This window comes from Methanothermobacter sp. KEPCO-1, from assembly GCF_008033705.1.
GTDB lineage: Archaea > Methanobacteriota > Methanobacteria > Methanobacteriales > Methanothermobacteraceae > Methanothermobacter > Methanothermobacter marburgensis.
The window spans coordinates 53524-79321 of sequence record NZ_CP042937.1 but is presented as its reverse complement, the minus strand read 5'-3'; the positions used below and the strand labels follow the sequence as shown (position 1 = coordinate 79321).

Here is a 25798-nt window from a genome sequence, read left to right as displayed (position 1 = left end):
ACATGGATGTGTGGTATAGCAGGGTTCAGGGGAGCGGGCGCCAGGGACAAGGTCGCCGCGATGCTCAGAACAATTGGACACAGGGGCCCCGATGCAAGAGGCCTCTACCATGACGGCAGGATCACCATAAAAACCAGTGAGGGGGAGGATGTGCTTGAGGCCCCTCCATCAGAGGACATTGCACTTGGCCACAACCTCCTCTCAATAGTGGGCGGACCCCAGCCGGTTGCAGGTGATGGTGTTCTGGTCTTCAACGGTGAAATCTACAGTCATGACATCCCAGCTGGTGGTGATGCCCACATCATACTGGACCTCATAGAGGGCCACGGCGGCGACCTTGAGGATGCAATCCGCTTTACAGTCAGTGAACTTGACGGGGACTACGCCTTCATCTACACCGATGGAAAGAACCTTGCGGCGGTGAGGGACCCTGTGGGTGTTAAGCCCCTCTATTATGCAGGGGAGGCATTTGCCTCGGAGAGAAAGGCCCTATGGAGTATAGGTCTGCGGAACGTGGAAAGCCTTCCACCGGGTCATGCCATCATAAATGGGAGGATGGTGAAGCTACGGGGACTCCCCCAGCCAAGAAAATGCACCGAAAGCCCCCATGAACTTAAAGGTCTCCTGAAATCTGCCATCAGGGGATCGGTAAAAAAGAGGACCCGCGGACTTAAGAAGGCTGCACTTGTATTCTCAGGTGGTGTGGACAGCACCCTCCTTGCGGCGCTCCTCAGTGAATACCTGAACATCACCCTCTACACCGTGGGCACACAGGGATCGGCGGATGTTGAATTCGCATCAAGGGCAGCAGAGGACCTTGGCATGGACCTCCAGGTAATTGAGGTTACAGAGGAGGCTGTGAGGGATGCACTCCCCCATGTCCTCGCTGCGATTGAGGTTTACAATCCCATGCAGATCGCCATTGCCATGCCCCTCTACCTTGCATCCCGGGAGGCGTCGGCTGCAGGCTTCAGGGTCATGTTTTCAGGGCAGGGAGCCGATGAGCTCTTCGCAGGATACCACCGCTACAGGAGGCTCCTTGAGGATGGAAACCTTGAAGAGGCACTGAGACATGATGTGGAGAACATCTACCATGTCAACCTTGAACGGGATGACGCTGTTACAATGGCAAACTCGGTGGAACTCAGGGTCCCCTTCCTTGACCTGGAGGTTATAGAGTTAGCCCTCAGGGTCCCCACCTGCTTCAAGATAACGGGCCCCGATGATGAGATGAGAAAGCACATTCTCAGGGAGGTGGCGGCTGAGATGGGGGTCCCTGAGTACATTGCAAAGAGGCCCAAGAAGGCAGCCCAGTACGGTTCAGGGGTTGATAGGATACTTAGAAGGAGGGTGCTTCCTGGATTCGACCATGAGGCCTTCCTGAGGAGACTCATGAATGAAGGTGGGGTCGTTCAGAGATGATCCCATGAGGGGTTCGCCTCTCCGGATTTGGTGTTTCTCTAATCTAAGCATTTATATCACTGCACATCAATAGTAGACTCATATGTTCACATTCAAGATTACCCATCACTAGGAGGAATCCTTCATGAAGATAGAGAAAGAGGCTGAGAAGATCCTCGAGGAATTCTCAAGGGCACTTGAAGATGTCCCTGAACTTGAGGAAACATATTACATCGTTGATAACCTTAACAGGACGAGTGAAGATGAGGTTGAGAAGACCGACCCTGAGAAGATCCTCAGAAACGCCCCGGTTGATGAGGACGGCAACATAGTTGTTGAGAGGGGTGAATGGACCCAGTAGGTGTTAAGGATGCGGTTAAACCTGGTGATTGAACTCCGGGATGCCCCCGGCCAGCTTTTATCTGTACTGGAGCCTCTGGGAAGCTCTGGAGCCAATATAGTGACGGTTATACATGAGAGGGACCGTGAATACGGGCCTATGGTACCTGTACAGCTCACGGTGGAGGGTGACAGGGAAACCCTTGACGCGGCCATCAGCAAACTCCAGGAGCGGGGTGTTAACATAATCGAGATGGACGGCGCCCCCATCAGGGAGAAATTCACAAGCATACTCATAGGCGAAATCTCAGAGGGAGACCTCCACGAGGCTGTGGAGGCAATAAACAGCGTCAGAGGCGCCTCTGTATCTGACCTTTCACTCAGAATGTCCGGGGAAAGACAGTCAGCCAGGATAACCGTTGAGGCCGAACATGGGACCAGGGAGAGGGTCCTTGAGAGGATCCAGGAGGCCGCCAGGAGGCATGACCTCCTCCTCATAACAGAGGTCTAGGGGTGATTAGAGTGAGGATATGTCTGGTTGGTCTTGGAGCGGTGGGTCAGGGATTCCTCAGGGCGGCCCAGCTCAAGGGTGAATACCTCAAAAAAAGGTATGGTCTGGAGCTGACCTTTACCGGGATTGCTGATTCATCTGGGGCAATTCATGATGGAAACGGTCTTGATATAGCTGAAATCCTCAGACACAAGAAGATGGATGGTGTCGGCAGACACCCCATGGGAGTTGAGGGTATGAGCGGCCTTGAACTCCTGGATGAGGTTGAATATGATTGCCTGGTTGAGGCAACCCCCACCAGCATAACAGATGGTGAACCCGGCAGGTCACTCCTCATGAAGGCCCTCGGGGATGGTAAACACGTTGTAACATCCAATAAGGGGCACCTGGCACTCTTCTACTCTGAACTCATGGAGCTATCCTCAGAGGCCGGCGCCGAGCTCATGTTCGAGGCATCGGTTGGAGGGGCAATGCCCATAATAAACCTTGCAAGGGAGACCCTCACATCCTGCAGCATAGAATCGGTTATAGGGATACTGAACGGCACCACAAACTTCATACTATCAAGGATGACCTCAGAGGGTTCATCCTATGAGCAGGCCCTCCTTGAGGCACAGGAGCTTGGTATAGCAGAGACCAACCCTGCACAGGATGTTGAGGGTACAGACGCCGCATGCAAGGCGGTTATACTCGCCAATGCAATCCTTGGAAGGCCATGCACCCTCAGGGATGTCAGTGTGGAGGGTATCACAGGCATAACCCAGGGGGCCATTGAACTGGCGGCCCAGGAGGGTTACCTCATAAAGCTCATCGCTGAGATATCAGATGATACACTGGAGGTGGGCCCGAGGCTCGTGAGGATGGGGTCCCCCTACGCTGTTGACGGGACACTCAACATGGCAACCCTCAGGACAGACCTTGCAGGTGAAGTCACAGCCGTTGGAAGGGGTGCCGGGTCCCTGGAGACAGCCTCGGCAATGCTAACAGACACCCTCACCATATGGCGAAGGCAGAGAGATCAGATAATATTTTAATGTTTTTTTAATCCCAGCAGAATGATAATGGATTACGTTTTAATCTCACAGTGATTATCATGAAGTATGTTATTCTTGTTGGAGACGGAATGGCAGATTATCCCCTTGATGAACTTGATGGCAAAACACCGCTCCAGGTTGCGGATACGCCCAACATGGACCAGCTTGCAGAGAAAGGCGCATGTGGACTCCTCAGGACAGTGCCAGAGGGCATGGAGGCGGGCTCAGATGTGGCAAACCTCAGCATAATGGGTTACAGCCCCAGGAGTTACTACACAGGGAGGGGACCCCTCGAAGCTGCAAGTATAGGTGTGGAGCTCTCCCCCGAGGACGTCGCATTCAGGTGCAACCTTATAAACGCAGATGAGAGGATAGTGGACTTTAACGCCGACCACATTGAAACAGATGATGCCGCAGAGCTCATAGATGCCCTCAACACCCACCTTGGAACCCCCGGAAGATTCTATGCTGGAGTGAGCTACAGGAACCTCTTTGTCATCACGGGACCCAGCTACGCCGATGTGCGAGTCGAACCCCCCCATGACATCGTGGGTGAACCCGTGGACCAGCACCTCCCACACGGGTCACCGGAGGCCGATCATATAAGGGATCTCATGCTCAGCTCAAGGGGGATCCTTGAGTCACACAGGGTCAACCATGAAAGGATGGCCAGGGGAAAGAGACCGGCAAACATGATCTGGCTCTGGGGCCAGGGCACCAGGCCATCAATGGAACCATTCAGTGAAAAATATGGTCTGAGGGGCGCCACAATAACAGCCGTTGACCTCATAAAGGGTCTTGGTGTATACGCGGGCCTTGAGAACATCCATGTCCCCGGTGCAACAGGCTACCTTGACACCGACTACAGGGCCAAGGGCAGGTACGCAGCAGATGCCCTTGAGGAATACGACTTCCTCTTTGTCCATGTGGAGGCACCTGACGAGGCCGGACACGCAGGTGACGTTGAGGAGAAGATAAAGGCGATAGAGAGCATAGACCGTTTCGTACTGGGAAGGATACTTGATGCCATGACAGAATATGATTGCAGGATATCCGTGCTCCCGGACCACCCGACACCCGTCGAGGTGAAAACCCATGTACCTGACCCTGTACCCTATGTAATTGCAGGTGATGGTGTTGAACCTGATGGTGTAAAATCATACGATGAATTCTCCGTCAGGGAGGGTTCACTGGGTCTCGGGGAGGGCCACAGACTTATAGAGGTCATGAAAACCCTTTAGGTTCCGGTTTCGGGGTACGAATTTTTAATACCGATGAGGCACATACACTATTCCATTAATCTTATTCACTCAAAGACACATAGACTATTCCATTAATCTTATTCAACCAGTCAGGAGTTGGTTCATCTGGCCAAGTACATTGTTGTAACAGGAGGAGTTGTAAGTTCTATAGGAAAGGGGATAACAGCAGCATCAATTGGGAGGATACTGAGATCATACGGGCTTTCCGTGACAGCCATCAAGATAGACCCCTATCTCAACTGGGACTCGGGGACCCTCAACCCCTACCAGCACGGTGAGGTCTTTGTTACCGATGACGGTATGGAGACGGACCTTGACCTGGGCCACTATGAGCGCTTCCTGGACGCGGACCTCCCCGGCGAGGCCAACATAACCACAGGTAAGGTTTACCTCTCTGTCATAAACAAGGAGAGGTCAGGCGACTACCTGGGCTCATGTGTGCAGATAATACCCCACATCACCGATGAGATCAAGGCAATGATAAGGAAGATTGCAGATAAAAGTGGGGCCGACGTCGTCCTGGTGGAGGTTGGCGGAACCGTTGGTGACATAGAGGGACAGCCATTCCTGGAGGCCCTCAGGCAGTTGAGGAATGAAGAGGGCCACGAGAATGTCATGTTCGTCCATGTAACCTATGTACCCTATCTGCGGGCTGCAGGGGAATTCAAGACAAAGCCAACACAGCACAGCACAAAGGAGCTCAGGAGTACGGGTATAAACCCTGATATGATAATCTGCCGCAGTGAGATGCCCATAGACTCATCACTCAAAAAGAAGATAGCCCACTTCTGTGACGTTGAGGAGGAGGCAGTAGTAAACGCACCAGACGCATCATCCATATACGAGGTCCCCCTGGTCCTTGACAGTGAAAATGTCGGCGAATACATAGTGAGAAGGATAGAACTGGATGTTGAGGGAAGGGCGGATCTTAAGGAGTGGAAGGGAATCGTGGAATCCCTCATGATAGATGAGCCTGTGGTGACAGTGGGGATAGTGGGCAAGTATGTGGAACTTGAGGACTCCTATATAAGCATAAGGGAGGCCCTGAAGCACGCCGCAGCCCACCTGGGGATCCGCGTTGAAATTGAATGGATAAGTGCAGATGATGACGTCAGTGTGGATGACCTCAGACACCTTGACTCCATACTTATCCCGGGCGGCTTCGGTGAGAGGGGTATCTCAGGGAAACTCGATGCTGTGAGATTCGCCCTTCAGGAGAAGATTCCCATCTTCGGCATATGCCTGGGAATGCAGTGCATGGTGATAGAATTTGCAAGGCTCAATGGAATGGAGGGCGCCAACAGTACAGAGTTCGACCCGGACACACCTTACCCCGTGATTGACATGATGGAGGAGCAGAAGAGGATAAGGAAGATGGGTGGAACCATGCGGCTCGGCTCCTATGAGTGCAGGGTCAGGGAGGGTACCCTTGCATATGAGGCCTACGGGGAGGAACTTGTAACCGAGAGGCACAGGCACCGGTTTGAGGTGAACAATGAATTCAGGGAGGAAATTGAGGAGAAGGGCCTTGTGATTTCAGGGACATCACCCGATGAGTTTCTGGTTGAGATGGTTGAGATCAGGGACCACCCATGGTTCCTTGGATGCCAGTTCCACCCTGAGTTCAAATCAAGGCCAAACAGGGCACATCCACTCTTTGTATCATTCCTGAAGGCGGCATTTGAAAATAGGGAGTTCTGATTCCTTTACTTTGTTTTTTCCTCATGGATGGGCTCCCATACTGTGACGTCCCCACTCCTCATAACAGCCCTGAACACACCACCACCATCACCCAGAAGCACGAGCCTCACAAACATTGACCCCTCATACTTCCTCTGGAGTATCACGGTCCGGTTTCTCTGAAGGAGTGCGAATGCAACGATATCTGAATCGGGGTCACCCTCAATAATCCTTGGGGTCCCATTCACAAGGTAAAGCCTCGAAACATTCACACCATTGAATTTCACACTTCCACCATCATATACAAGACCGTCGCTACTTCTTAGTGGTGCAAGTGAGGTGATGGTACCCGTGGAGTAGAGTGGTCCCTCTGTTTTTCCTGTGAAGTTCCAGCTTCCATAGTAGAGTATCCAGTAACCCTTGTCTATGAGGCGATCGTAGGTTACGAGGACATAATCTGATTTCCGGTTGAGTATGGATTCAACCTTTTTTGCAGTGCCATCATGGAAGCCATACCTCTCAATGAGGTAATCAGCACGTTCACCCCTTTTAACACCCAGAACGTCCCCCAGGATGATGGCTGAAGTTGCAGGGTCATTTTCATTTTTCAGGACCTCAAGGTAGGCATCATCCCCAGAGGATGCAAGCATTGAGAGGATCTCAGCTGAAAGCACAGGGTCTGATGTTGCAAGTGCCCTGTCCTGCCAGTACTCCCTGTAAACCCCCGGAACCCGGGGATCAAGGGGATAATCAGCACCCCGCCAGGGGGTGGTTTCAATGTAGGCAAGTCTACCATCAAAATTCACAGGCCTCTCAGCCATGAAGGCAAAGAAGTGCCCGTGGACCCAGTTACAGATCACCACCGTACCAGTGGATGTATTCTCCCTTATGTAATCTGCAGCGGCCATGAGGTCATCATTAACCCTCGGGTGCAGTGCACTGTAACTCTCAATACATATGATGAACGAGGGAAGGACCACCATGGCAGCCACAGCCACATGGAGGGCTTTTCTGAATGTTGGGTCAGAGGAATTCATGAACCCAACTCTGATTTCATTCCTCCGGATGCAACTGAGAAACAGTGCAGATGTAACAAGGAGGGGAACGGCAGTTATTTCAGAAAACCTTATACCCCAGAGCATTAAAACGGCCCCCGTCACCGTCCAGAGGGATAGTAGAGGCAGCAGCACACTTTCCCTCTGATACCTTATGAGGGCCCTGAAACCGGCGAGGCCTGCCAGAAGGAGGCCCGGGCCAAGGGCGATCACCGCATCTGCCAGTCCAGGCCTCTGTAACTCCGTTATGTTGGCGTATGGATTCGGGAAGGGGTATGCGGAACTCACACCTCCAGGTATCTTGAGGGCCCCGAAGAAGATTGATAGGATACTTCCAGGTGCAAGGACCTCAATGAGAGCCGTGCTTACCAGTAGGAGTATGATGGGCTCCCTGCGCCTTAACTTAAATGAGACGATCATGCTGGCTGCAAGTAGAATGTACAGTATCTGCCAGCCATTCCATGCAGTTGAATAGATGACCATGAGAACCCCTCCAAGGACTGCATACCTCCAGCTACTCTCCTTAAGAGAGAGCTGGAGTGAGAGTACCACGGCCAGTGGAAGGACAAGGTTGAACATGTCTGTGTCATAGAATCCAGGTACAGTCCTCATGAAGTAGAAGGGTACAGAAACCGCCAGAAGCCCCGCGGCCGCCGATGATAGTTCATCGCAGTCAAGTGACCTTGCAAGGGCGAATACCAGGACACCTGCAAGGGGGGCTATGAATGCTGGAAGCCAGAATGCCAGGTCAGTTAAACCTGTTAATGGTGAAAGGATCATGTAAACAAGGATCGTGAGGTAGGCGAGAAGTGGCGGGTAATCAAGGGGCACACCTGGCGGGTAATATGAGTACCTGTCCCAGCCATCTTCTGAGAGGGTCCCGTGTTCAAGGAGGTTGGATGCGAGCCTGAGGTTATAATAGGAGTCCATATCATACATGTAAGGCTGGCTGTAGCTCTCACTGTATATACCCGGCACTGTGGCAACCGCACCGGCCCTCAGGGCAAATCCAGCGGAGAATATTACAAGCATGAGAACAAGTGTTCTCCTATCAGCTCTTATCAGTCCACAGGTTGATTTTTTATCCCGCCTCAATATGCATCCACTCTTTAGTTTATAAGCTGGATATACATTCTGAGATCTGTTCACAAAAACTTAAATATCCTCACTCTGAGAATTAATTAAAAACGAGTCCTGAAATATGAGATTACGATGTTTACCATTAGAGGAGTGATTTTATGGTCATGGAACTGATCTCTGTTTTCATAGCACTTATCGTATGTTTCTATGCCTCATACAGTGATATAAAGAGGGGTTTAATACCCAACCGCCTCACATTCCCTGTTATTGGTCTTGGTCTTGCCTTTAACGCCCTGAGGGCCTACACCGAGGCGGACCCCTGGATATTCATATACACCGCCATCTTCACTGCGGGTATATTTGCCCTCGGCTACATCCTCTGGAGGATGGGTGCCTGGGCCGGTGGTGACGTCAAGCTATTCACGGCTATCACGGCTCTTCTACCATTCCAGCCATCCATTGTGGGTTATACCCTTGGAGGGGTGGCTTTTCCTGTAACAGCAGCTTACCCGTTTCCATTAACACTTATAATAAACAGCATACTGTCTCTATTGCCATTCCTCCTGGTATACGTCTTCTTCATAATCTACACATCAAGGAGGGACCTCATGGATGAATTCATGGAGCCCCTGAAACACTACAAGACCAACATGGTTCTCGCCCTTGTGATCACATCGGCGGTGACGCTTACGTTCATTGTAACGGACTTCCTCCCCTTCCAGATAATAGTGCTCTCACTCATACTCATCTACCTCCTCACCATGGTCATATCACGCCTACCCAACAGGGTGAAGGCTGTGATAGTATCTGTGATAATTGTCTACTCCCTCTACAGGAACTTCGAGTTAACCGTGAGCGGCGTTGTTGTACTCTGGGTCTCAATAACCGCCATACAGCTCATAAGAAAGCTCCTGACATCCATCACAAGGGAGGCCCTGCAGGATACCATGCACCTGGATGAACTCAGGGAGGGCATGATACTCGCCCACACACTCTACAGGAAGGGTGATGAGTACTACTTTGATGACACCTCATTCACCGACAGGTTCAGGACCGCTGCAAGGACAGGTGATGTATCCGCTCTGACCTACAGGGGCGAACCTGTAATTTCGGCGATGGCCGCCGGCCTGAGGGAGGAGGAGATCCAGACACTCAGGGACCTTGTAGATGAGGGAAAGATCCGTGATGAGTTCCGTGTAAGGAGGGGTCTGCCCTTCGCCCCAGCAATATTTATTGGACTTGTGATATCGCTGCTTGTGGGTGACCTTGCAGTCATACTCTTTAAGGTATTTGACCTGGTATTTTAGCCAAGTATTTAAGAGGGCCTCCACATAAACAATATCAGTTGAGATATTAAATGTTGAAGGTGATCTGCATGGATAGCAGGGGACAGGTTTCCCTGGAGTACCTCCTACTCATACTAGTGGTCCTCCTTGTGCTGGGTGGTGTGACCATACCCCTCATAGGGAGCTCAATAGAGGCGAGTACAGATGTATCCCGGGCATCGGATGCGAAGGTGGCTGTTCAGACATTATCAGATGCAGCTGATATAGTCTATTCCAATGGTCCAGGGGCAAAGAGGACCGTGAGTTTCTACATACCCGTTGACGGTACACTCATCTTTGCCAATAACAGCGTGATATTCACGGTTACCTACAGTAACGGTACAAGGTCAAATATAACAGCCCCCACACAGTACAACCTCACATCACAGTCACTGAATGTTCAGAGGGGATGGTACCGCGCGGTGGTTCAGTGGCCACTTAACTCCACAACTGTACTCATAACAAACGTAACAAGGACCTAGGAGGGATTTCATATGAGTTTCTTCTCAAGACTCGGCAGTGCAGTGATAACTCTATTCACACTCATTGGATCAGCAATCTTTGGAATAATAAGGCTTCCATCTAAGATAAAAAGCGTGACATCTGGTCTTCGGAAGGGAATCTCAGAGGTTGATGTTGAGGATGTGAGAAGAAGGATCAGAGACAGGGCTGAGTCAATAGGGGAGCGTATTCCAGCCCAGCAGGATGAGGAGGTTCAGGAAATCCTCGAGGAGGCAAGGAACCATGACATCAAGATACCTGAGGACAACGCCCCAATAATCATCAGGGCAGGGAACTTTGACTCAGCAGAGAAGGAAAACGCGGTCCTCAAACTTCAGCTAACAGCGTCTGGGTTCATTGTGCTCTCGATAATATACGTCTTCAATTTCATATCGTTCATTGTATTCATGCCGGCTGCACTTATTCTGCTTGGGCTTCTCCTGTACATACTCTATCGCCAGATAAGGGTCATGTACCCAGGGGACTTTGAGGCCTACAGGGACTTCTTCCTCATGTACGTGGCTGTTGGTGTTGTTATAATCTTCGTATCAGGTAATTCTGCCCTCACAATGGCCTTCCCATTTGTATTTTTCCCGGCGCTCACAACACTCCTCTTTGCTGTGCTGGCTGTGGCTGTGGTTTTCCTAATATTCAGAATAAGATATGTGCGCGACTACACCTTTGGTGAGGTTATAGAGACAGGTGAAAACACGTCCTATGTCAGGGTTGACTATGATATAAGGAGCAACGTTAAACCAGACGTCTACATCGTTGAGAATGGGGGCTTTGATGTGAAGGTTGGGGATACAGTGAAGCTTGCAGTTGAGGGGTCCGTCATGAGCATGAGGGGTAACAGGCCTGTTAGAATAACCGGTGTGGAAGGGACGTAATCGAATAATAAATAAAAATTAATTTTTTCTAGACATGTACCTGGATGTAACTGGGAAAAGTGGGGAATAGTTTTCTAGACCTGTACAGTGTAGGTCCTATCCCCCAGCCTGACGGTGGTGCTGTTAACCGGCTTTACCCCATTGAGACCTAAGAGGGACTCAACGGTCCTGTTTATCACAAATGCCCTGTAATTTGAGGGAATGGGCGTGTCAAAGTACACAGTTATAGTTCTGTTGCTTCCACCTGTTATGCTTGTCTTCGTGACCTTTACTGGCTTCATGGATATATTGGTGTATGCAATCTCAGCGACCGCAGATGAGGCACCCTCCCTTGCAGCGGCGGCTATACTGTTCTCCTGGGACTGGGGACCTGCAATTGACGAGAATACAAGCACGATTATCACTATGAATGAAACGATCAAGAGAAATTCTGCCGAGACCTGACCCCTGAAGTCCATCTATATCATCCTCCTACTCATATATGAATGATCAAGTATATATAACATTCCTGGCATAAATAATCACATATAAAGAGAAGGGGATAAAATTGAGGGGTATACTGTCTGATAAGAGGGGTTTTGCATTTTCGCTTGACATACTTCTGGCTCTCATACCATTAACCATAATGCTGGGAATGCTTGCTGCTGATATGGATAACATAATGTATTTAACACAGAGCACCATTTATCAGAGCGCCCTTGACCGTCAGGCATCTGACATAGCAGACGCCCTGGTTGAAACTTCAGGAGTACCTGTGGACTGGGAGCAGAGGGGCGATCCCCAGAGTATAGGTCTTGCAAGATATGATCCGATACGGAACATGCCCCAGAAGAACTACCTCTCCCCTGCAAAGATCGCGGGGATAAACACAACCAACATGGAGGAACTTGTGGGCCCCGAGTATGGCTACTACATCAACATAAGTACCACTGAGGGTCTGACTGTTAGAACCCTTGGAACCCTTAACACAAGCGCCCCTGACATTGCAAGGGTTGAGCGTTATGTCCTCACCACCAAGGTGGAGCGTGTGGGTTCAATAGAGGGTCTCATAAGGGATGCTGGGCAGCCAAGGACCTACACAACCAACTTCCCAACCAATGATGCATATCTTAGAATCTACGACTACTGGGTTCTTGTAATTAACAGGGGATACGATTCAGCATTTGTTGATGTTAACAATAACCGTGTTGTGCCCCCAAACGAGATAAACAGGCACATCACAGAGATCAAGGAACAGATAAATGAGACCTACCTCTACAATAACACAACATTCAGGGATAACATACTGAGTGTGAGAACCCAGAGTAACCCGGGGGCATCAATGGATGTCTACATCCTTGCAGCACCCAAGGGCACCCCTGCAGATCAGATAACACTCGATAATGTGAGGTTAAGGCCCGCAAAATTCGTCCTGTACCTCTGGTTAAAATGATAAAATTATGATTCGGGTGATCCGTTATGATCCGTGATTTCGGTGATGATGAGGGAGGATTCATATTCACAACCGATGCCGTCCTGGCACTGGTTGTTGTATTTATATTCACAGCATCGATTGTGACATACTTTGCGCTTCCAAATTATATGGGGGCCGACCACCAGCACCTTGAGGCGCTGGCAGCGGACGCCCTGGATGTCATGAGACAGGACGGCACACTGTACTCTGCAGCCGCCATGTACTCCAGGAACAACACGGCAGGTGCCGAGAACGTGATAAGGTCTGAACTGAGATCGCTACTACCACCTGGAGTTGGGTATGAGTTCAAGATGGGCCCGTATCCGACTCTAAGGAATGACAGCGGGATAGTCGTATCAAGGGACACCGCATCCAGGGCCATAGTCATTTCAGGTCCTGAGGAGGGCTGGCTTGGACGTGCATGGTATAAAATGGAGGAGGTCACACTGGAGGACCAGGAGATAAACTCCACCACAACCTTGTGGAACTTCCACAACTGGCTTACCAATTTCTGGAACAGTCTTTACTCAAGACCATACTGGGGATACCAGACTGCACCCCAGAACATTACCTTCTCGGTCCCATCAAGCAACATCCACTGGGGGAGGTTCCTTATTGGTTCATGTAACCGGCGGAACAAGGCATCATACGGGGCAAGGGTGGTGATAAACAACGTCCCCCATGTTGTCAGGAACAATAGCTTCACCTTCCTTAACCTCAGACCCGGAACAACAGAACTCATGTACAATTATCAGGGAAACATAACCTCACTTTTGGGTGGCTCAAACAGGTTCTATGTCCAGTTCACCAACATGACCACAAAGGGAACCCGGGATTACGATTTGCCATGGTTTTCAATAATAGCAAACTATACAAACACAATAAAGGTGCCAAGGGGTATCATTACCCGTACATACCCCTTCAATGACGTTGCCGGTCTCGCAGTACCCAGCTTAACAAGGCTGGACAAAAATGGGACAATGGGTTATGGTCGTATATATGACATCAATACGGGTACAGTTGCCAACCTCAACACTAGGCGGGTGATAGACTGGAGCAGCATGGTGAGACAGAATCATATATACTCTGATGGTCTACCATTTGTTATTTCCCGTGTTAATGGTTGGAGTTCCAACGGATCTGCCATTAGCGTCACTCAGGACGTCCCCATACCCCCAGGTTCAAGGATACTCGATGCCTACACAGTTGTTAACCCATACGGTGGTGTTGACGATGCCCTTGTGGAGGTCTGGAATGGTACCGCGTGGAACGTGGCATTCTGTTCATTCAACTATGATGGGGTAACCTACAGTTCTGTGAAGGACGGTTACGGTAACGTGCCGGGTATAATATACATCAGGGACTACTTAAGATCCGGGCAGACCAATAAGGTCAGGGTCACAATATGGGACAATGCAAGTGGGAGGGACTACGACCTTGTGGGTCTTGTCGACTGCTACTCCACGGTCTCCTACACATCACTACCCATCCAGTGGAACAACTACCCCTTTGCAAGCTACCAGAACTCAACCAATGTATCAGCACCTGTAAGGCAGTTTACCATCGGGTCAGATGCCAAGAAGGTCCTGCTCTTCGTGGGGGCCGGACTTGACACCAAAACCATTAAGGTTGAGGTTAAAAACTCAACCAGCGCCTGGACCCAGCTCTACAATGGCCCTGTGCCCTTCTCACTGGATATAGGGGCCATTGATGTTGCAGGAAGTAAGATATTCACAACGGGCGGGACCCCTGGGAACTACAGTGCAAGGCCTGGAACCTATAATATACGTGTCACCATAAATTCAGGGCAGGGCTGGGAGTCAGGGGACTCCAATGCTGAGATATATTCAGGTACACGTGTTGCTGTCATATACCCGAAATTCCTTGCAAACATGTGGGCCACAGAATATGCCAACGACGCGTACACGGCCCAGGCCCTTGCAAGGCAGGAGCTCATAGAGATGCTCCAGGCATCAGGTTACAACATAGACCCATCACTTATAAGGACCGAGGCCCTCTACACGGGGGACATGCCCAATTCATTACCTGTTAGACTAACGCTGTGGAGGAGTTAGATATGAGCATAATCCGTGACGAGGATGGATACGCATTCACACCACTTGCAGTACTCCTCTTTATACCAGTAATTGTAATCGCCATATCCTATGGAAGCATAGCCAATGAGGCCAACATGCTGGCAGCCCTTACAATGGGTGGAGATGTCACCGTAACGGTGGTTGGCTCAATATACACGACAGTTGAGAAGGCCGCGGCGGATGCAGGGCGTAACGCGGCATACAATGCATCAAGGAACGTTATAGATAATGCCGAGTTCTTCCCGGCCGGCACAAGTAAGGCAAACATAACAAGGAACATTGTTGACGCCATAAACGACAACGTCATAAACACCTCACAGGAGCTTGAAAGACAGACAGGCCGCCAGATCTACATCAACAATATACCCATAACCAATTACACCAACGCCACATTCACCACCTCAGATGTTACAATAACGCAGAGTGACCCCTTCGGGTTCTCAGTGGAGATACGCGGCGGCATACCTGTGAAGGTTGTCCAGAAGGACCAGGTCTATGAGTTCCGGTTGCCGCAGGTGTCATCCTATGTGAGCCTTGAGGGTATAGAGGACCCCTACATATGGATAAACACCAAGTTCCGTGCAAGTAACGTGATCTACAAGTACCCCTACTATGCAAGTAACGGTACATATGCAGACTACAGGCTCAATGAGAGCGTCGACAGTAACGGGAGGCTTCAGAACCTCTGGTACTGCCTCAACGGGACCGACAACCCCAGCAACATAACACCAAGACCCTACTACTTCGTGGACCCATATGGCCTTTCATTCTTTGACCGCCTCGAGAACAGGTCATCATCTGCGGATCCTCAGTACACCAGGATGAGCACCTTCATAATAGGTGACCCCCTACTTGAGGACCACGACGGCAACCAGTACATCTCAAAGGTTGACAGGGAGTACTTCCTTGGAATTGCCGGGACAACCATCAAGGTGAGGAACAATGTCATGTACGACCCCCTTGGATGCCCATTCTGCCTTTCAGCAACCTACAAGAACCTCCTGGGGCTTGCTGCAAGCAATTACAGTTAAGGTGATTTAATGGATGACGCGGGTGTTTTAAGCATAGACTTTATCTTTGCAACACTGATAGCCCTCATCATAATCGCGGGGATGGTAAGCATAGTGGACAGTGAACTCTCAAGGACACAGGCTGGTGAACTTGGGGAGGCCAGGATGATGGGTGAGCGTGTTGTGGGTGCAGTGAATGCAGCCTACACCAATGGCCCAGGGTATGCTGTTAACCTCACATTAACCTCTGATTTTCCATACACCATTGAGGTGAGGAATGGCAGGGTCACCGTGTTCTACAATTCAAACACCATCAGACTCAACATTATACCCAAGGTCAACGTGACCACCACCAACATGACCCCTGGGTTCACATACACTGTGAGGAACCAGAACGGCACAATAACCATAACTAAACTCACCTGATAAATCAAAAAGCCTGGAGGATCTCTCTTGTTCAGTGACCTAAGATGGGAGTATAAGGCCCTTGCAATCATTGCCATCATAGCGGTTATTGTAACGGTGTACTCATACAACTCGTTCAATCAGGGGGAGAGGGTGAGGCTCTCTGATTCCACACAAATCCAACCACAGCCACAGCCGATACCTGTGAGCGTACCGAACATGACAGATAACAGAACAAACACAACTGAGAATGTTACGGCCGAGGAGGCCAGACAGATAGCCGCAGAGTCCGGTTACACAGCAGGACAGCCCACAAGGGGCTCAATAAACCTGAACGGCACCAATGTGGAGGTATGGATTGTCCCCCTCCAGAGGAGTGGAAGGACAGTTAAGGAGGTCTATGTGAGTATGGAGGGCGGACAGATTGTGGGAAGCAGGGAATTCACCTGATTAAGCAGTTCCGCGGAATCCTTATTTCATCTCTCGGGGCAGGGAATTCACCTGCAAGCAATAATCACAACATATTTAAGGCCAGCTGAGATATTATTGGTAAGTGATTAAAGCGCCCCTCAAAAGGATTCACGGTGAATAAAATGGATGTTCTGAGTGTAATCGTAATGCTGGCCCTATTTTTGCTTCTACTTGCATTCATATTCTCCGCTGGCCTCATGACGCCTGTAATTGGCAGCAAGAACATTATATTCGTGATATTCATAGGCTTCATTGCAGGGACCATTGGCGGTGCATTCCTTATCTCACCGGTTTACGATGAGATCCCTGAAATTGCAAGGAGCATATACCTCTCAACATCTGGAGCCACAGAAACCGTAACCGCGGATGTCTCAACAGATACCGATATAGAGAGGCTCAAAGAGGATCTTGCCTCCCAGGAGGGGGTTGTGGATGTCCACTCTGAGGGGATCGTGATAAAGACAGATAAATTCACAGAGGAACGTAAAAGAATAATAGAGGATAAAATAGCGGTTATAGACTCCAATATAACCTCATGGAATGTTTACACGAATGGCACCATAATCCTGCAGGTTAAAAGGGGATACAACCCTGTGAATGCCCTTGAGAACCTTGCGAAGTGGCTCATGTACACCGGAGGTATAAACACAAGGTACAGCACGGTTAAGCTGGTGGTGGAGGTGAAGCCAGCAAATGTCGATGCAGTCGTCTCCTACCTTGAGGCGAGGGACATCGTTGTAACAGGTGTCAGGGGCCCTTCAGAGGATAAGGTGGCTGAACTCAGGAGGTTTTTACCGGCTAAATCCAATATAGTACTCTTCTGTGGTGTTCTTGGAGTGATAACGGGTCTTGCAGGTGTTTTCATAGATTCCATCATGGGTTCTTTCAGGAAGATTTACAGGAAGTACAGGGGGTGAAGCATGAGGTCCGCGGTTCTATATTCAGGGGGTAAGGACAGTACAATGGCCCTCTACCATGCACTCCAGGAGTCGGAGGTTCGATTTCTTGTTTCAATGGTATCAGATAACCCCGAGTCCCACATGTACCATGTGCCAAACATCCAACTCACATCCCTCCTTGCAGAGGCCCTTGGAATACCCCTCATTGAATCCAGGACTGAGGGTGTTGAGGAGGAGGAGGTTGAGGACCTTGCAGAGACTCTTTCCATGCTGAAGGAGAGGGGTGTGGATGCTGTTTACTCAGGGGCACTTTACTCTGAGTATCAGAGGTCAAGGATAGATGAGGTCTGCAGGGGCCTTGGCCTTAAGTCCGTGGCACCACTCTGGCACAGGGACCCCATTGATTATATGGAGGAGGTTGTTGACCTTGGATTCAGGGTCATGGTGACCGCGGTTGCAGCTGAGGGCCTGGATGAGTCATGGCTCGGGAGGATTGTTGACAGGAGGATGATCTCTGAACTTGCTGATCTCAGTGAGAGGTACGGTATAAACCCTGCCTTTGAGGGGGGTGAGGCAGAGACCCTCGTCCTTGATGGCCCAATATTTAAGAAGAGACTCGAGATACTTGAATATGAAAAGAAGTGGTTCTTTGATAACGGATTCCTGGATATAAAGAGGGCCGTGCTTGTTGATAAGGATTAGTTTTTATTTTTCTAATATCATTAAAGGGCCGTGCTTATAGTTAGTTTTTATTTTTTTATAGTTCATCCAGCCGTGCTTGTTGATAAGGACTGGTTTTATTTTTAATCCAAACTTTCGTCTATCTCTCCTGATACATCAGGTGCAAGCCAGTCAATGATCCCCAGCAAATCATCTGATTCAATCTCGACCATTATATCTCCAAGGGGTGTGATGGGTTCCTCAAGAACATTGACACGTCCTATGAGGGCCGCCTGCTTGTTTATATAAATACGGGTTGATTTGCCCCTCATGTTCTTAATTAGGATTCCCCGGGCGGTTAACCGTATCCTCCGCCTTTCAAGGGCCTCCCTGAGTTCACTGAGACTCTCAGTATTGCCTTCACCCTTCAGGAAATCTCCATAACCTTCAATTTCAAGGTCTGGAAATACGTTCATAACGGCCTCCCTGACCTTTTCAGGGTCCTCTGTTGCTCGCACCGGAACCTCAACCCTCACAGTATCCATCATCTTCCCTCCTCGCATAGTTTCCTCAGTATCTTTTTCGCCTGCTTCTTTATCTTCCAGATGGGGCCCTCATTGACTATCATGTAATCTGAGGTTGCTATTACATTCCCTATTCCGAATCCAAGTTCCCTTTCATCCCTTTCAATGAATTCACTGTAACTTGATGAATCATCCTCTCTTCTGCGCTTTTTGAGGCGTTTGAATCTTGTCTTTCGCGTTGAGAATACAGATATCACCCTGAATCTAGGGAAGTTCTCCCTGAATATCTCGACCTCGTGGGGGCTCCTTATTCCCTCTATGAGGAACCTCTCAGATTTTGCCTTCTGTATCCTTTCAACACACTTCTCGGCAACAACGTATTCGCCGTATTCCTCTCTGAGGCGGACAGCCGTTACACCTGGTTCCTCACCGCGTTTTCTGGCTTCATCCCTTATAACGTCACCCATCCTTATAACCTGAAATCCCATGGACTCGGCGACCCTTGATACGACACCCTTACCTGCTCCTGGCATCCCTGAAACTCCAATAACCACCATACTTACACACTCTGATTTATTCTTGTGAAGACTCGATCTCTGGATTGTAACGCCTTATATCAAGCAATTTTATGGTTTCCCTCAGGTTTTCTGTGTTGTCAAATTTCCTGAGGATCCCCTCAAGTTCCTCCCTTGGGGCATCCCTGAGTTCCCTTACAGTATCTATCAGGGCAGGCACAGCCCTTACAATGTTATCTGTTATACTTATACTGGCCATTCTCGATGTACGCGAGAGGGGGTTGAGGTCCACCGTTATGACGGTTTTCCCGGATTTTCTCAGTATCTCGGTCCTATCACCATCTTCGAGGGGTACAAGGACTGTATCGGCGCTGTATATACCATCAGGACTTGCTGTTGCCCTTGGGCTCATTATACCATCTATGTGCATGAGTTTACCTGTTCCAAGGACCTCTGATGCCCCATGTTCCCTCAGAACCTCCTCGATGAGTTTCACCCTTTTCTCTGTCCTGTGGAAAAGGTTTATCTCGATTTTTCCTCCAATCTCCCCTGCAAGTTCCACAACCTCTGCAGGGACAAGGGCTGCAGTGTTCCCGTTAACTGAAATTACAGGGTTCTCTGCAAGGATAAGAGCTGCTGCCGCCGCTTTTATGGCCTTTCTGGCAGGTTCTGTTGTCTCTTCACCCAGCAGGTAGTCAAAGGCTTCACCCCTTCCATGGGCGATCATCCCTGAGTCTGCAAGTATGCCCTTTCGCCAGGCATCTGTTATTTTTTCTCTCTGCATAAGTGAATGGTAGCGTGGATGGTCCCTTGAAATCATGGTACTCTATTGTACCGGACATTTAATAAGTTTATTTCATGTAGTTAAGTGGGTGTCAGCCAAATATTTTATACCAGCTTGAAGATAGAATTAGGAGGAGGAATCCATAATGGAAGAGGAAGTTGAGATCAAACGAAAACCCAGAAAGCCAGAGTATGGGAAAAGCCTCTGGGGGATCTACCTTGGGTCAATCCTGGTGATAATAGGTGTTATATGGTTTGCCTTTGCATCAGGCCTTATACCACCCCAGTACTCAAGGTTCTGGCCCCAGGCCCTGCTGGTTATTATCGGGGTTCTTATAATCATAAAATCCATCAGGAACTGAGCGGTGATTGTATGAAGGAACTCATGAAGCGTCTCTCACTTGCCAGCGGAGTCTCTGGATTTGAGGGAGAGGTAAGGGATATCATAGCATCTGAACTTGAAGGTCATGTTGATAAGATAGAGGAGGACAGGCTTGGTAACATCATCGCAACCAGGAGTGGGTCCGGTCCATCGGTCATGCTTGCAGCCCACATGGATGAAATAGGCCTCATGGTGAGGCACATTGATAAGAAGGGCTTCATAAGGTTTTCAAAGATCGGGGGAATCAGTGACCAGATGATACTCAACCAGGCTGTCTGGATCCACGGGGAGAATGGCCCTGTGATGGGCGTCATTGGATCCAAGCCCCCCCACCGGATGAAGGCCGCTGAGAGGAAGAAGGTAACAACCCATGATAACATGTTCATCGATATAGGGGCAGAGTCCCGTGAGGATGCAGAGGAACTTGTCTCTGTGGGGGATCCCATTACATTCCATGCACCCTACAGTGAACTTCCCAATTCCCGATTCACAGGAAAGGCCCTTGACAACCGTATAGGGTGCCTTGTGATGGTTGAGGTCCTTAAAAGGGTTGATACTGATGCAACAGTTTACGGTGTTGGAACGGTCCAGGAGGAGGTCGGGCTGAAGGGTGCCAAGACCTCGGCCTTCAAGCTCAACCCTGACATGGCCCTTGCCCTTGACGTCACAATAGCCGGGGATCACCCCGGTATGAAGGAGGAGGAGGCACCTGCGAAGCTTGACGGTGGCCCTGCTGTCATCCTCACAGATGCGAGTGGTAGGGGTATAATAACCCATCCAAGGGTTAAGGACTGGCTCCTTGAGACCGCAGGGGAGGAGGATATACCGGTGCAGATAGAGGTGAGTGAGGGGGGCACGACCGATGCAACAGCCATTCACCTCACACGGGAGGGTATACCCGCGGGTGTGGTCTCTGTACCCACAAGGTACATCCACACAACGGTGAGTATGGCAAGCATGAAGGACATCGAGATGACCGTTGACCTTCTTGTTAAGGCAATCGAAAGACTGTAAACCCCCCACACCTCTTTTACTATTATTTAACGTTCATTTTTCCGTCAACATAGAATATGTATGGGCTGTCACACCAGTTTTCATATACCTCCACCACATATTTGCTGTCCATAACCACATCGCTGGTCATGATTTTATTCAGAAACTGGCTGACCGTTTCCTCTGAAATTTTCACCAGGCAAGGAAATTCGCACTGTTTTTTCATTTCAAAGACCTTTATTATGACCTTTCTCTTCAACATGCAAACCTCCTTTTGAATAACTTTGATCAATTATGTAATAATGTAATATATAAATTTATCTAATTATTATGTCATGAATTCAGTACAGAAAATTGGTAAACAATGCGAAGGCTTAAGGCTTTAAATAAATGTCCTACTACAAATAATGGCATCATGATAAAATTAAGATAAAATTAATCACTGAGGCTCTCCAATTCATGTAGAGGTAATCTGATTGAGTGGTACCGTATCACTCCTCAGGATTTTCAATGACCTCAAGGCCATTATCTGATATGATGTAAGGTACAAATTCAATCGGTGTCCTTGTGCTCCTCATCTTTATAATATCCATAACCCTTTCCCTTCTACCTGTGTAGGGGTTCTCCCTCTTTATCAGTTTTATGGCCCCGTATACCGCGTAGAGGGCTATCTCATTGAACTCCATGGAGGTGGCGCTGTCAAGGATTATCATTGCCGTGATGCCCCTCTTCTTGAGTTCATAGATGAGGAGGTCAAACTGGTCCCGGAACTCATGTGTTGTGAGTTTCTCTGTATGGCTACCTATACTGTCTATCACAAGTACCTCTGTATCCTCAGGGATCTCAGCCAGTATCTTCTGAAGGTTCCCCTTGACAGATTCAATGCCTATGTGTATCTCTGCCTCTGTGAGCCTTGCCCTTATTGCAGAGAGTCCTATGATCTTCAGGGTGCCTGATTCCATCAGTTCATCTATATCCCACCCAAGTGAGGCGCACTGGATCCTCAGGTCAGTCTCGTCCTCCTCTGTTGTAACATAGACTGTCTTAAGGCCCTTTTTTGCGCTCTCAATGGCAAAATGGAGCGCCATGATGGTTTTACCAGCCCCGGCGTCACCTGTTACTAGAATACTCCTCCCCTGAGGGTATCCCCCTATTATATCGTCCAGTCCCTTAACCCCCGTACCTAACCTGGGTATAGCATCCATTATTTACCCCCCTTAATCCATTCAGATACCTTCTATGAATTCGATGTGAGATCCCTCATTACTATACCATATGGAATTCGAATGTGAGGTTCTCGTCCCGGCTCCGCAGTGTTGAGGTCTGTATGACGCTTCCCTTGATGCCGGTCCAGGTGAAGCTCCTCATCAGCATGGCCCTGAATATGAGTGAGAAGATGGGATTCTGACGTGCCTCATTGATCCAGGGAAACGTTTTAAATTCAAGCACATACCTTGACTTCTCCTTTCGGAGCGTGGTCTCGATTCCAAGGTTCCCGAGAAACCCTGAAAGCCACTTTATGTATGCATTGAAAACCCTCTCGGGCGCACTACCTGACCTGATATCCTCAACAACCCCCAGCTTCTCCATCATCCTCTGGAAGTTGGGTTTGAGGTTCTTCTCAAACCTGTCTGCAAAGTTCTTTATGATGGCATTTCTGAGCTGTGGGGGGATTGATGATGCAAAGACAGGCACAGCCGAAACAACGAATCCATAAAGCTGGGCCTTTGACCTCTCGCGGATGAGTTCTTCCCTCCTCTTTTCAGCCTCCACCCTATCTGTGATATCGTGTCCTATTATCTGGAGGAGGTTCTTCTCGGTTGTTGTCTCAATTGTGGTGGAGTGTATCTCAAAGTGGTGCTTCCTTCCCTTTACGTCAACAAATTCGATTTCAAAGGTCTTATGATCGTGGTTCATGAGGTCAAGGATCTTCTCAAGGACATCCCTTGATATTAGACCCCTTCTTTCGAGGATGGAGAGTTTCTTACCCTTTAACTTCTTTCTGTTAAGTCCTGTTAACTCCTCAACGGTTCTGTTTGCAAAGAGTATCCTTGAGTCAGAGTCCAGGAGGATTATGGGGTCGGGTGATGTTTCAAGGAGTGCCCGGTACCGTTCCTCACTTTCACGGAGTTTACTGTCCATCCTGTGTTTATAGAGGGCCACCTCGATTGCACTGTGAAGCTCACGGTCCTCAAAGGGCTTTATTATATACCCGAAGGGCCCTGTGAGTTTCGCACGGCTGAGGGTCTTTTCATCAGAGTATGCTGTAAGGTAAACAACGGGAATATTCATCTCCTCTCTTATGACCTCTGCCGCCTCTATCCCGTCCATTTCACCCTTAAGCACTATATCCATGAGTACAAGGTCAGGTTTCTCCTCACGGGCAAGTTTTATTGCCTCCTCACCTGAGGCTGCCATGCCAACCACCCGGTAGCCGAGGCCCTCGGCCCGGTGCTTGATGTCCATGGCCACTATACTCTCATCTTCCACAACTAGCAAACTTGTAGGCGACATTCAATCCTCCCTGGATGTCATCCATCCCCCGGATTAAGGTTCACACAGTCAATCAGTATTATGTAAAGGTCAGTATAAATAATTTGCTGGAAAATTCCGTTATCACCCCATAAAACACTTCCGAACTGCAGAAAACCCTATGGAGGGGATTCAGCCATTATCACCCCTTCTGAAGTGTCTGTATATTCTCTCTGCCACCGGGCGGTTCATGCCCCTTACCGCTGCAAGTTCCTCCACACTGGCATTCCCTATACCCTCAACACTTCCAAAGTGCTCCAGGAGGGCCCTCTTCCTCCTGGGACCAACACCCCTTATACCGTCGAGTTCTGACTCAAGGGATTTTCTGTCCCTGATTCTCCGGTGGTATTCAACTGCAAACCGGTGGGCCTCGTCACGGAGGTGCCTGAGAAGCTGAAGGGCGCCGTCTGACACCTCAACTGGCTCTGAAAGCCCCGGGAGGTATACATCCTCCTCCCTCTTTGCTATGCCCACAACGGGCAGATCCACACCGCATGACCTGAGGGCATCCAGTGCTGCTGAGAGCTGCCCCTTACCCCCGTCAATCAGCACAAGGTCCGGTTTTTCAGTTTCATCACTGGAGTACCTCCTCATGACGAGTTCCCTCATCATGGCATAGTCGTCAGGGCCCCTGGTCCTTATACGGTAGCGGCGGTACAATCCAGGGGCGGGTTTACCATCCAGGAAGACAGCGACTGAACCTGTTGCGTGTTCACCGCCGATGTTGGATATGTCAAGGCCCTCAATCCTTCGGGGGATGGAGGGGAGCTTGAGTTCACCCTTGAGTTCAAGGAGTGCATCCTTCACCTTACCCTTCTGTTGGAGGATGACGGAGGCGTTCTTCCAGGCGATGTTCAGGAGTCTCCTGCCTGAGCCCCCCTCTGGTGAATGTATCCTGACCTCACCACCCCTGAGCTCAGAGAGCCACTCTGCTATGACCTCATCCCCTACCGGGTACTGCACCAGGATCTCTGATGGGATATAACGGGGGATTGCATAGTACTGCTTGAGGAAGGATTCAAGGATCTCCCTCCTATCTGCCAGGCCCCTCAGCATGAAGTCATCCTTTCCTGTGATCTTACCGTCACGGATCTGCAGAACCACAACGACGGAATTATCACCACTGGTCTCCAGGGCCACTATGTCCTGGTCGATGGAGTCTGTGAAGGCCGCATACTGCCTCTCCATAACCTCACGTATTGATTCAATCTGGTCCCGGATAACCGCGGCCCTTTCAAACTCCAGCTTTTCTGAGGCATCCCGCATCTCGGCCTCAAGAGCCTCCATCACCTCCCGGTATCGGCCCTGGAAGAAGAGGTCCACCCTTTCAATGATCTCAAGGTAGTCCTCCCTCCTTATCCCACCATCGCAGGGGGCATGGCAGAGGTCTATCTGGCTGTTGAGGCAGGGCCCATCCATCCTTCTGCAGCTTCTGATTTTGAAGAGGGACTTTATGAACTTGAGGGTCTTCCTCACGGAACCGGTATCGGTGAATGGCCCGTAGTACCTTGCACTGTCCCCCCCGATGGTCCTTGTTATGATTACACGGGGGTATTCCTCGTCTGTTATCTTTATGAATGGGTACCTCTTATCGTCCTTGAGGCGGACGTTGTAGGGGGGCCTGTACCTCTTTATGAGGTTGGATTCAAGGATGAGGGCCTCCTTTTCATTCTCTGTGAGGATGTACTCTATGCTGTCAAGGTGCCTCATCATTACCCTGAGGCGGGGGTTCTCGTGTTCCCTGAAATAGGATGCTACCCTCTTCCTTATTGAGATTGATTTTCCAACGTAGAGGACCCTGTCGTTTTCATCACGGAATATGTAAACGCCTGTCCTGTCTGGAAGTTTTCCTGGATCCCTGACCCTTGTCAACGTATCATCCCTTTAACATTCTAAAAGTGCAGCTTTATATTGATGTATCCCTCTAACTGCGAGGTATACCGTCGATGTATCATTCCTTTAACATTCTAAGAGTGCAGATGTATACTTGATGTATC

At 49.6% G+C, this 25798-nt stretch carries 27 protein-coding genes; 18 read left to right on the top strand and 9 right to left on the bottom strand.

Features of this window, described 5'->3' with window-relative positions:
* Positions 1-6: 6 nt before the first annotated feature.
* From FVF72_RS00340 to pyrG, 6 genes are all read left to right on the top strand, one after another.
* Positions 7-1422: an asparagine synthase-related protein gene (locus FVF72_RS00340; protein WP_147670877.1), complete on the top strand. Its 1416-nt coding sequence runs from the start codon at positions 7-9 to the stop codon at positions 1420-1422.
* Between the two features lie 124 nt (positions 1423-1546).
* The gene (gene gatC, locus FVF72_RS00335; protein ID WP_147670876.1) at positions 1547-1762 is read left to right on the top strand and encodes an Asp-tRNA(Asn) amidotransferase subunit GatC; all 216 of its coding nucleotides are present in this window, start codon (positions 1547-1549) and stop codon (positions 1760-1762) included.
* A 24-nt stretch (positions 1763-1786) separates the two neighbouring features.
* Complete coding sequence (locus tag FVF72_RS00330) at positions 1787-2251, top strand: allosteric regulator of homoserine dehydrogenase (protein WP_255503737.1); 465 nt, start codon at positions 1787-1789, stop codon at positions 2249-2251.
* Positions 2252-2256: 5 nt separating this feature from the next.
* On the top strand, positions 2257-3285 hold the full coding sequence (locus FVF72_RS00325) for a homoserine dehydrogenase (RefSeq protein WP_370511841.1): 1029 nt from the start codon (positions 2257-2259) through the stop codon (positions 3283-3285).
* A gap of 59 nt (positions 3286-3344) precedes the next feature.
* On the top strand, positions 3345-4526 hold the full coding sequence (locus tag FVF72_RS00320) for a cofactor-independent phosphoglycerate mutase (protein WP_147670873.1): 1182 nt from the start codon (positions 3345-3347) through the stop codon (positions 4524-4526).
* Positions 4527-4643: 117 nt separating this feature from the next.
* A complete protein-coding gene (gene pyrG / locus FVF72_RS00315; protein WP_147670872.1) occupies positions 4644-6248 on the top strand; it encodes a glutamine hydrolyzing CTP synthase in 1605 nt (534 codons plus the stop codon).
* 5 nt (positions 6249-6253) lie between these two features.
* Here pyrG and FVF72_RS00310 read toward each other — a convergent pair whose 3' ends face one another.
* Positions 6254-8377, bottom strand: coding sequence for an STT3 domain-containing protein (locus FVF72_RS00310; protein WP_147670871.1), 2124 nt, complete (start codon positions 8375-8377; stop codon positions 6254-6256).
* 143 nt (positions 8378-8520) lie between these two features.
* Between FVF72_RS00310 and FVF72_RS00305 the strand changes: the two genes are divergently transcribed.
* The 3 genes from FVF72_RS00305 to FVF72_RS00295 all read left to right on the top strand — a co-directional run bounded on the left by FVF72_RS00305 (position 8521) and on the right by FVF72_RS00295 (position 11078).
* On the top strand, positions 8521-9669 hold the full coding sequence (locus tag FVF72_RS00305) for an A24 family peptidase C-terminal domain-containing protein (protein ID WP_147670870.1): 1149 nt from the start codon (positions 8521-8523) through the stop codon (positions 9667-9669).
* A gap of 68 nt (positions 9670-9737) precedes the next feature.
* A complete protein-coding gene (locus FVF72_RS00300) occupies positions 9738-10169 on the top strand; it encodes a class III signal peptide-containing protein (RefSeq protein WP_147670869.1) in 432 nt (143 codons plus the stop codon).
* Between the two features lie 12 nt (positions 10170-10181).
* Positions 10182-11078 (top strand): DUF2101 family protein, encoded by an 897-nt coding sequence (locus tag FVF72_RS00295; RefSeq protein WP_147670868.1) that lies wholly within the window; start codon positions 10182-10184, stop codon positions 11076-11078.
* A gap of 74 nt (positions 11079-11152) precedes the next feature.
* Here the strand turns inward: FVF72_RS00295 and FVF72_RS00290 are convergent, their stop codons facing one another.
* A complete protein-coding gene (locus FVF72_RS00290; protein WP_147670867.1) occupies positions 11153-11536 on the bottom strand; it encodes a hypothetical protein in 384 nt (127 codons plus the stop codon).
* An 89-nt stretch (positions 11537-11625) separates the two neighbouring features.
* Here FVF72_RS00290 and FVF72_RS00285 point away from each other — a divergent pair, with 89 nt between their 5' ends.
* From FVF72_RS00285 to FVF72_RS00255, 7 genes are all read left to right on the top strand, one after another.
* Complete coding sequence (locus FVF72_RS00285; protein ID WP_147670866.1) at positions 11626-12510, top strand: hypothetical protein; 885 nt, start codon at positions 11626-11628, stop codon at positions 12508-12510.
* Between the two features lie 26 nt (positions 12511-12536).
* Complete coding sequence (locus FVF72_RS00280) at positions 12537-14606, top strand: hypothetical protein (protein WP_147670865.1); 2070 nt, start codon at positions 12537-12539, stop codon at positions 14604-14606.
* A 2-nt stretch (positions 14607-14608) separates the two neighbouring features.
* Entirely contained in the window at positions 14609-15658 is a 1050-nt protein-coding gene (locus tag FVF72_RS00275) for a hypothetical protein (RefSeq protein ID WP_147670864.1), read from the top strand.
* Between the two features lie 9 nt (positions 15659-15667).
* Positions 15668-16063: a hypothetical protein gene (locus FVF72_RS00270; RefSeq protein ID WP_147670863.1), complete on the top strand. Its 396-nt coding sequence runs from the start codon at positions 15668-15670 to the stop codon at positions 16061-16063.
* A 27-nt stretch (positions 16064-16090) separates the two neighbouring features.
* A complete protein-coding gene (locus FVF72_RS00265) occupies positions 16091-16492 on the top strand; it encodes a hypothetical protein (protein WP_147670862.1) in 402 nt (133 codons plus the stop codon).
* Between the two features lie 143 nt (positions 16493-16635).
* Positions 16636-17430, top strand: coding sequence for a hypothetical protein (locus FVF72_RS00260; protein WP_013295645.1), 795 nt, complete (start codon positions 16636-16638; stop codon positions 17428-17430).
* A gap of 3 nt (positions 17431-17433) precedes the next feature.
* Entirely contained in the window at positions 17434-18114 is a 681-nt protein-coding gene (locus tag FVF72_RS00255; RefSeq protein ID WP_147670860.1) for a TIGR00289 family protein, read from the top strand.
* Positions 18115-18215: 101 nt separating this feature from the next.
* Here FVF72_RS00255 and FVF72_RS00250 read toward each other — a convergent pair whose 3' ends face one another.
* The 3 genes from FVF72_RS00250 to FVF72_RS00240 are packed head-to-tail and all read right to left on the bottom strand — an operon-like array spanning position 18216 to position 19931.
* Positions 18216-18620: an RNA-binding domain-containing protein gene (locus tag FVF72_RS00250; protein WP_255503736.1), complete on the bottom strand. Its 405-nt coding sequence runs from the start codon at positions 18618-18620 to the stop codon at positions 18216-18218.
* Positions 18617-19153 carry an AAA family ATPase gene (locus FVF72_RS00245; RefSeq protein WP_147670859.1) on the bottom strand — a complete coding sequence of 179 codons (537 nt, stop codon included), beginning with the start codon at positions 19151-19153 and terminating at the stop codon, positions 18617-18619. Before FVF72_RS00245 ends, FVF72_RS00250 begins: the two co-directional genes overlap by 4 nt.
* Positions 19154-19169: 16 nt before the next feature.
* The gene (locus FVF72_RS00240) at positions 19170-19931 is read right to left on the bottom strand and encodes a 4-phosphopantoate--beta-alanine ligase (protein WP_013295649.1); all 762 of its coding nucleotides are present in this window, start codon (positions 19929-19931) and stop codon (positions 19170-19172) included.
* Positions 19932-20040: 109 nt separating this feature from the next.
* Here FVF72_RS00240 and FVF72_RS00235 point away from each other — a divergent pair, with 109 nt between their 5' ends.
* Positions 20041-20256 (top strand): hypothetical protein, encoded by a 216-nt coding sequence (locus FVF72_RS00235; protein ID WP_013295650.1) that lies wholly within the window; start codon positions 20041-20043, stop codon positions 20254-20256.
* 11 nt (positions 20257-20267) lie between these two features.
* Positions 20268-21290, top strand: coding sequence for a M42 family metallopeptidase (locus FVF72_RS00230; protein ID WP_013295651.1), 1023 nt, complete (start codon positions 20268-20270; stop codon positions 21288-21290).
* A 22-nt stretch (positions 21291-21312) separates the two neighbouring features.
* Here the strand turns inward: FVF72_RS00230 and FVF72_RS00225 are convergent, their stop codons facing one another.
* From FVF72_RS00225 to uvrC, 4 genes are all read right to left on the bottom strand, one after another.
* Entirely contained in the window at positions 21313-21531 is a 219-nt protein-coding gene (locus FVF72_RS00225; RefSeq protein WP_147671952.1) for a hypothetical protein, read from the bottom strand.
* 229 nt (positions 21532-21760) lie between these two features.
* A complete protein-coding gene (locus tag FVF72_RS00220; protein WP_147670858.1) occupies positions 21761-22474 on the bottom strand; it encodes an ATPase domain-containing protein in 714 nt (237 codons plus the stop codon).
* A gap of 61 nt (positions 22475-22535) precedes the next feature.
* The gene (locus FVF72_RS00215; protein WP_147670857.1) at positions 22536-23783 is read right to left on the bottom strand and encodes a methanogen output domain 1-containing protein; all 1248 of its coding nucleotides are present in this window, start codon (positions 23781-23783) and stop codon (positions 22536-22538) included.
* Positions 23784-23933: 150 nt separating this feature from the next.
* The gene (uvrC, locus tag FVF72_RS00210; protein WP_147670856.1) at positions 23934-25673 is read right to left on the bottom strand and encodes an excinuclease ABC subunit UvrC; all 1740 of its coding nucleotides are present in this window, start codon (positions 25671-25673) and stop codon (positions 23934-23936) included.
* Positions 25674-25798: the final 125 nt, after the last annotated feature.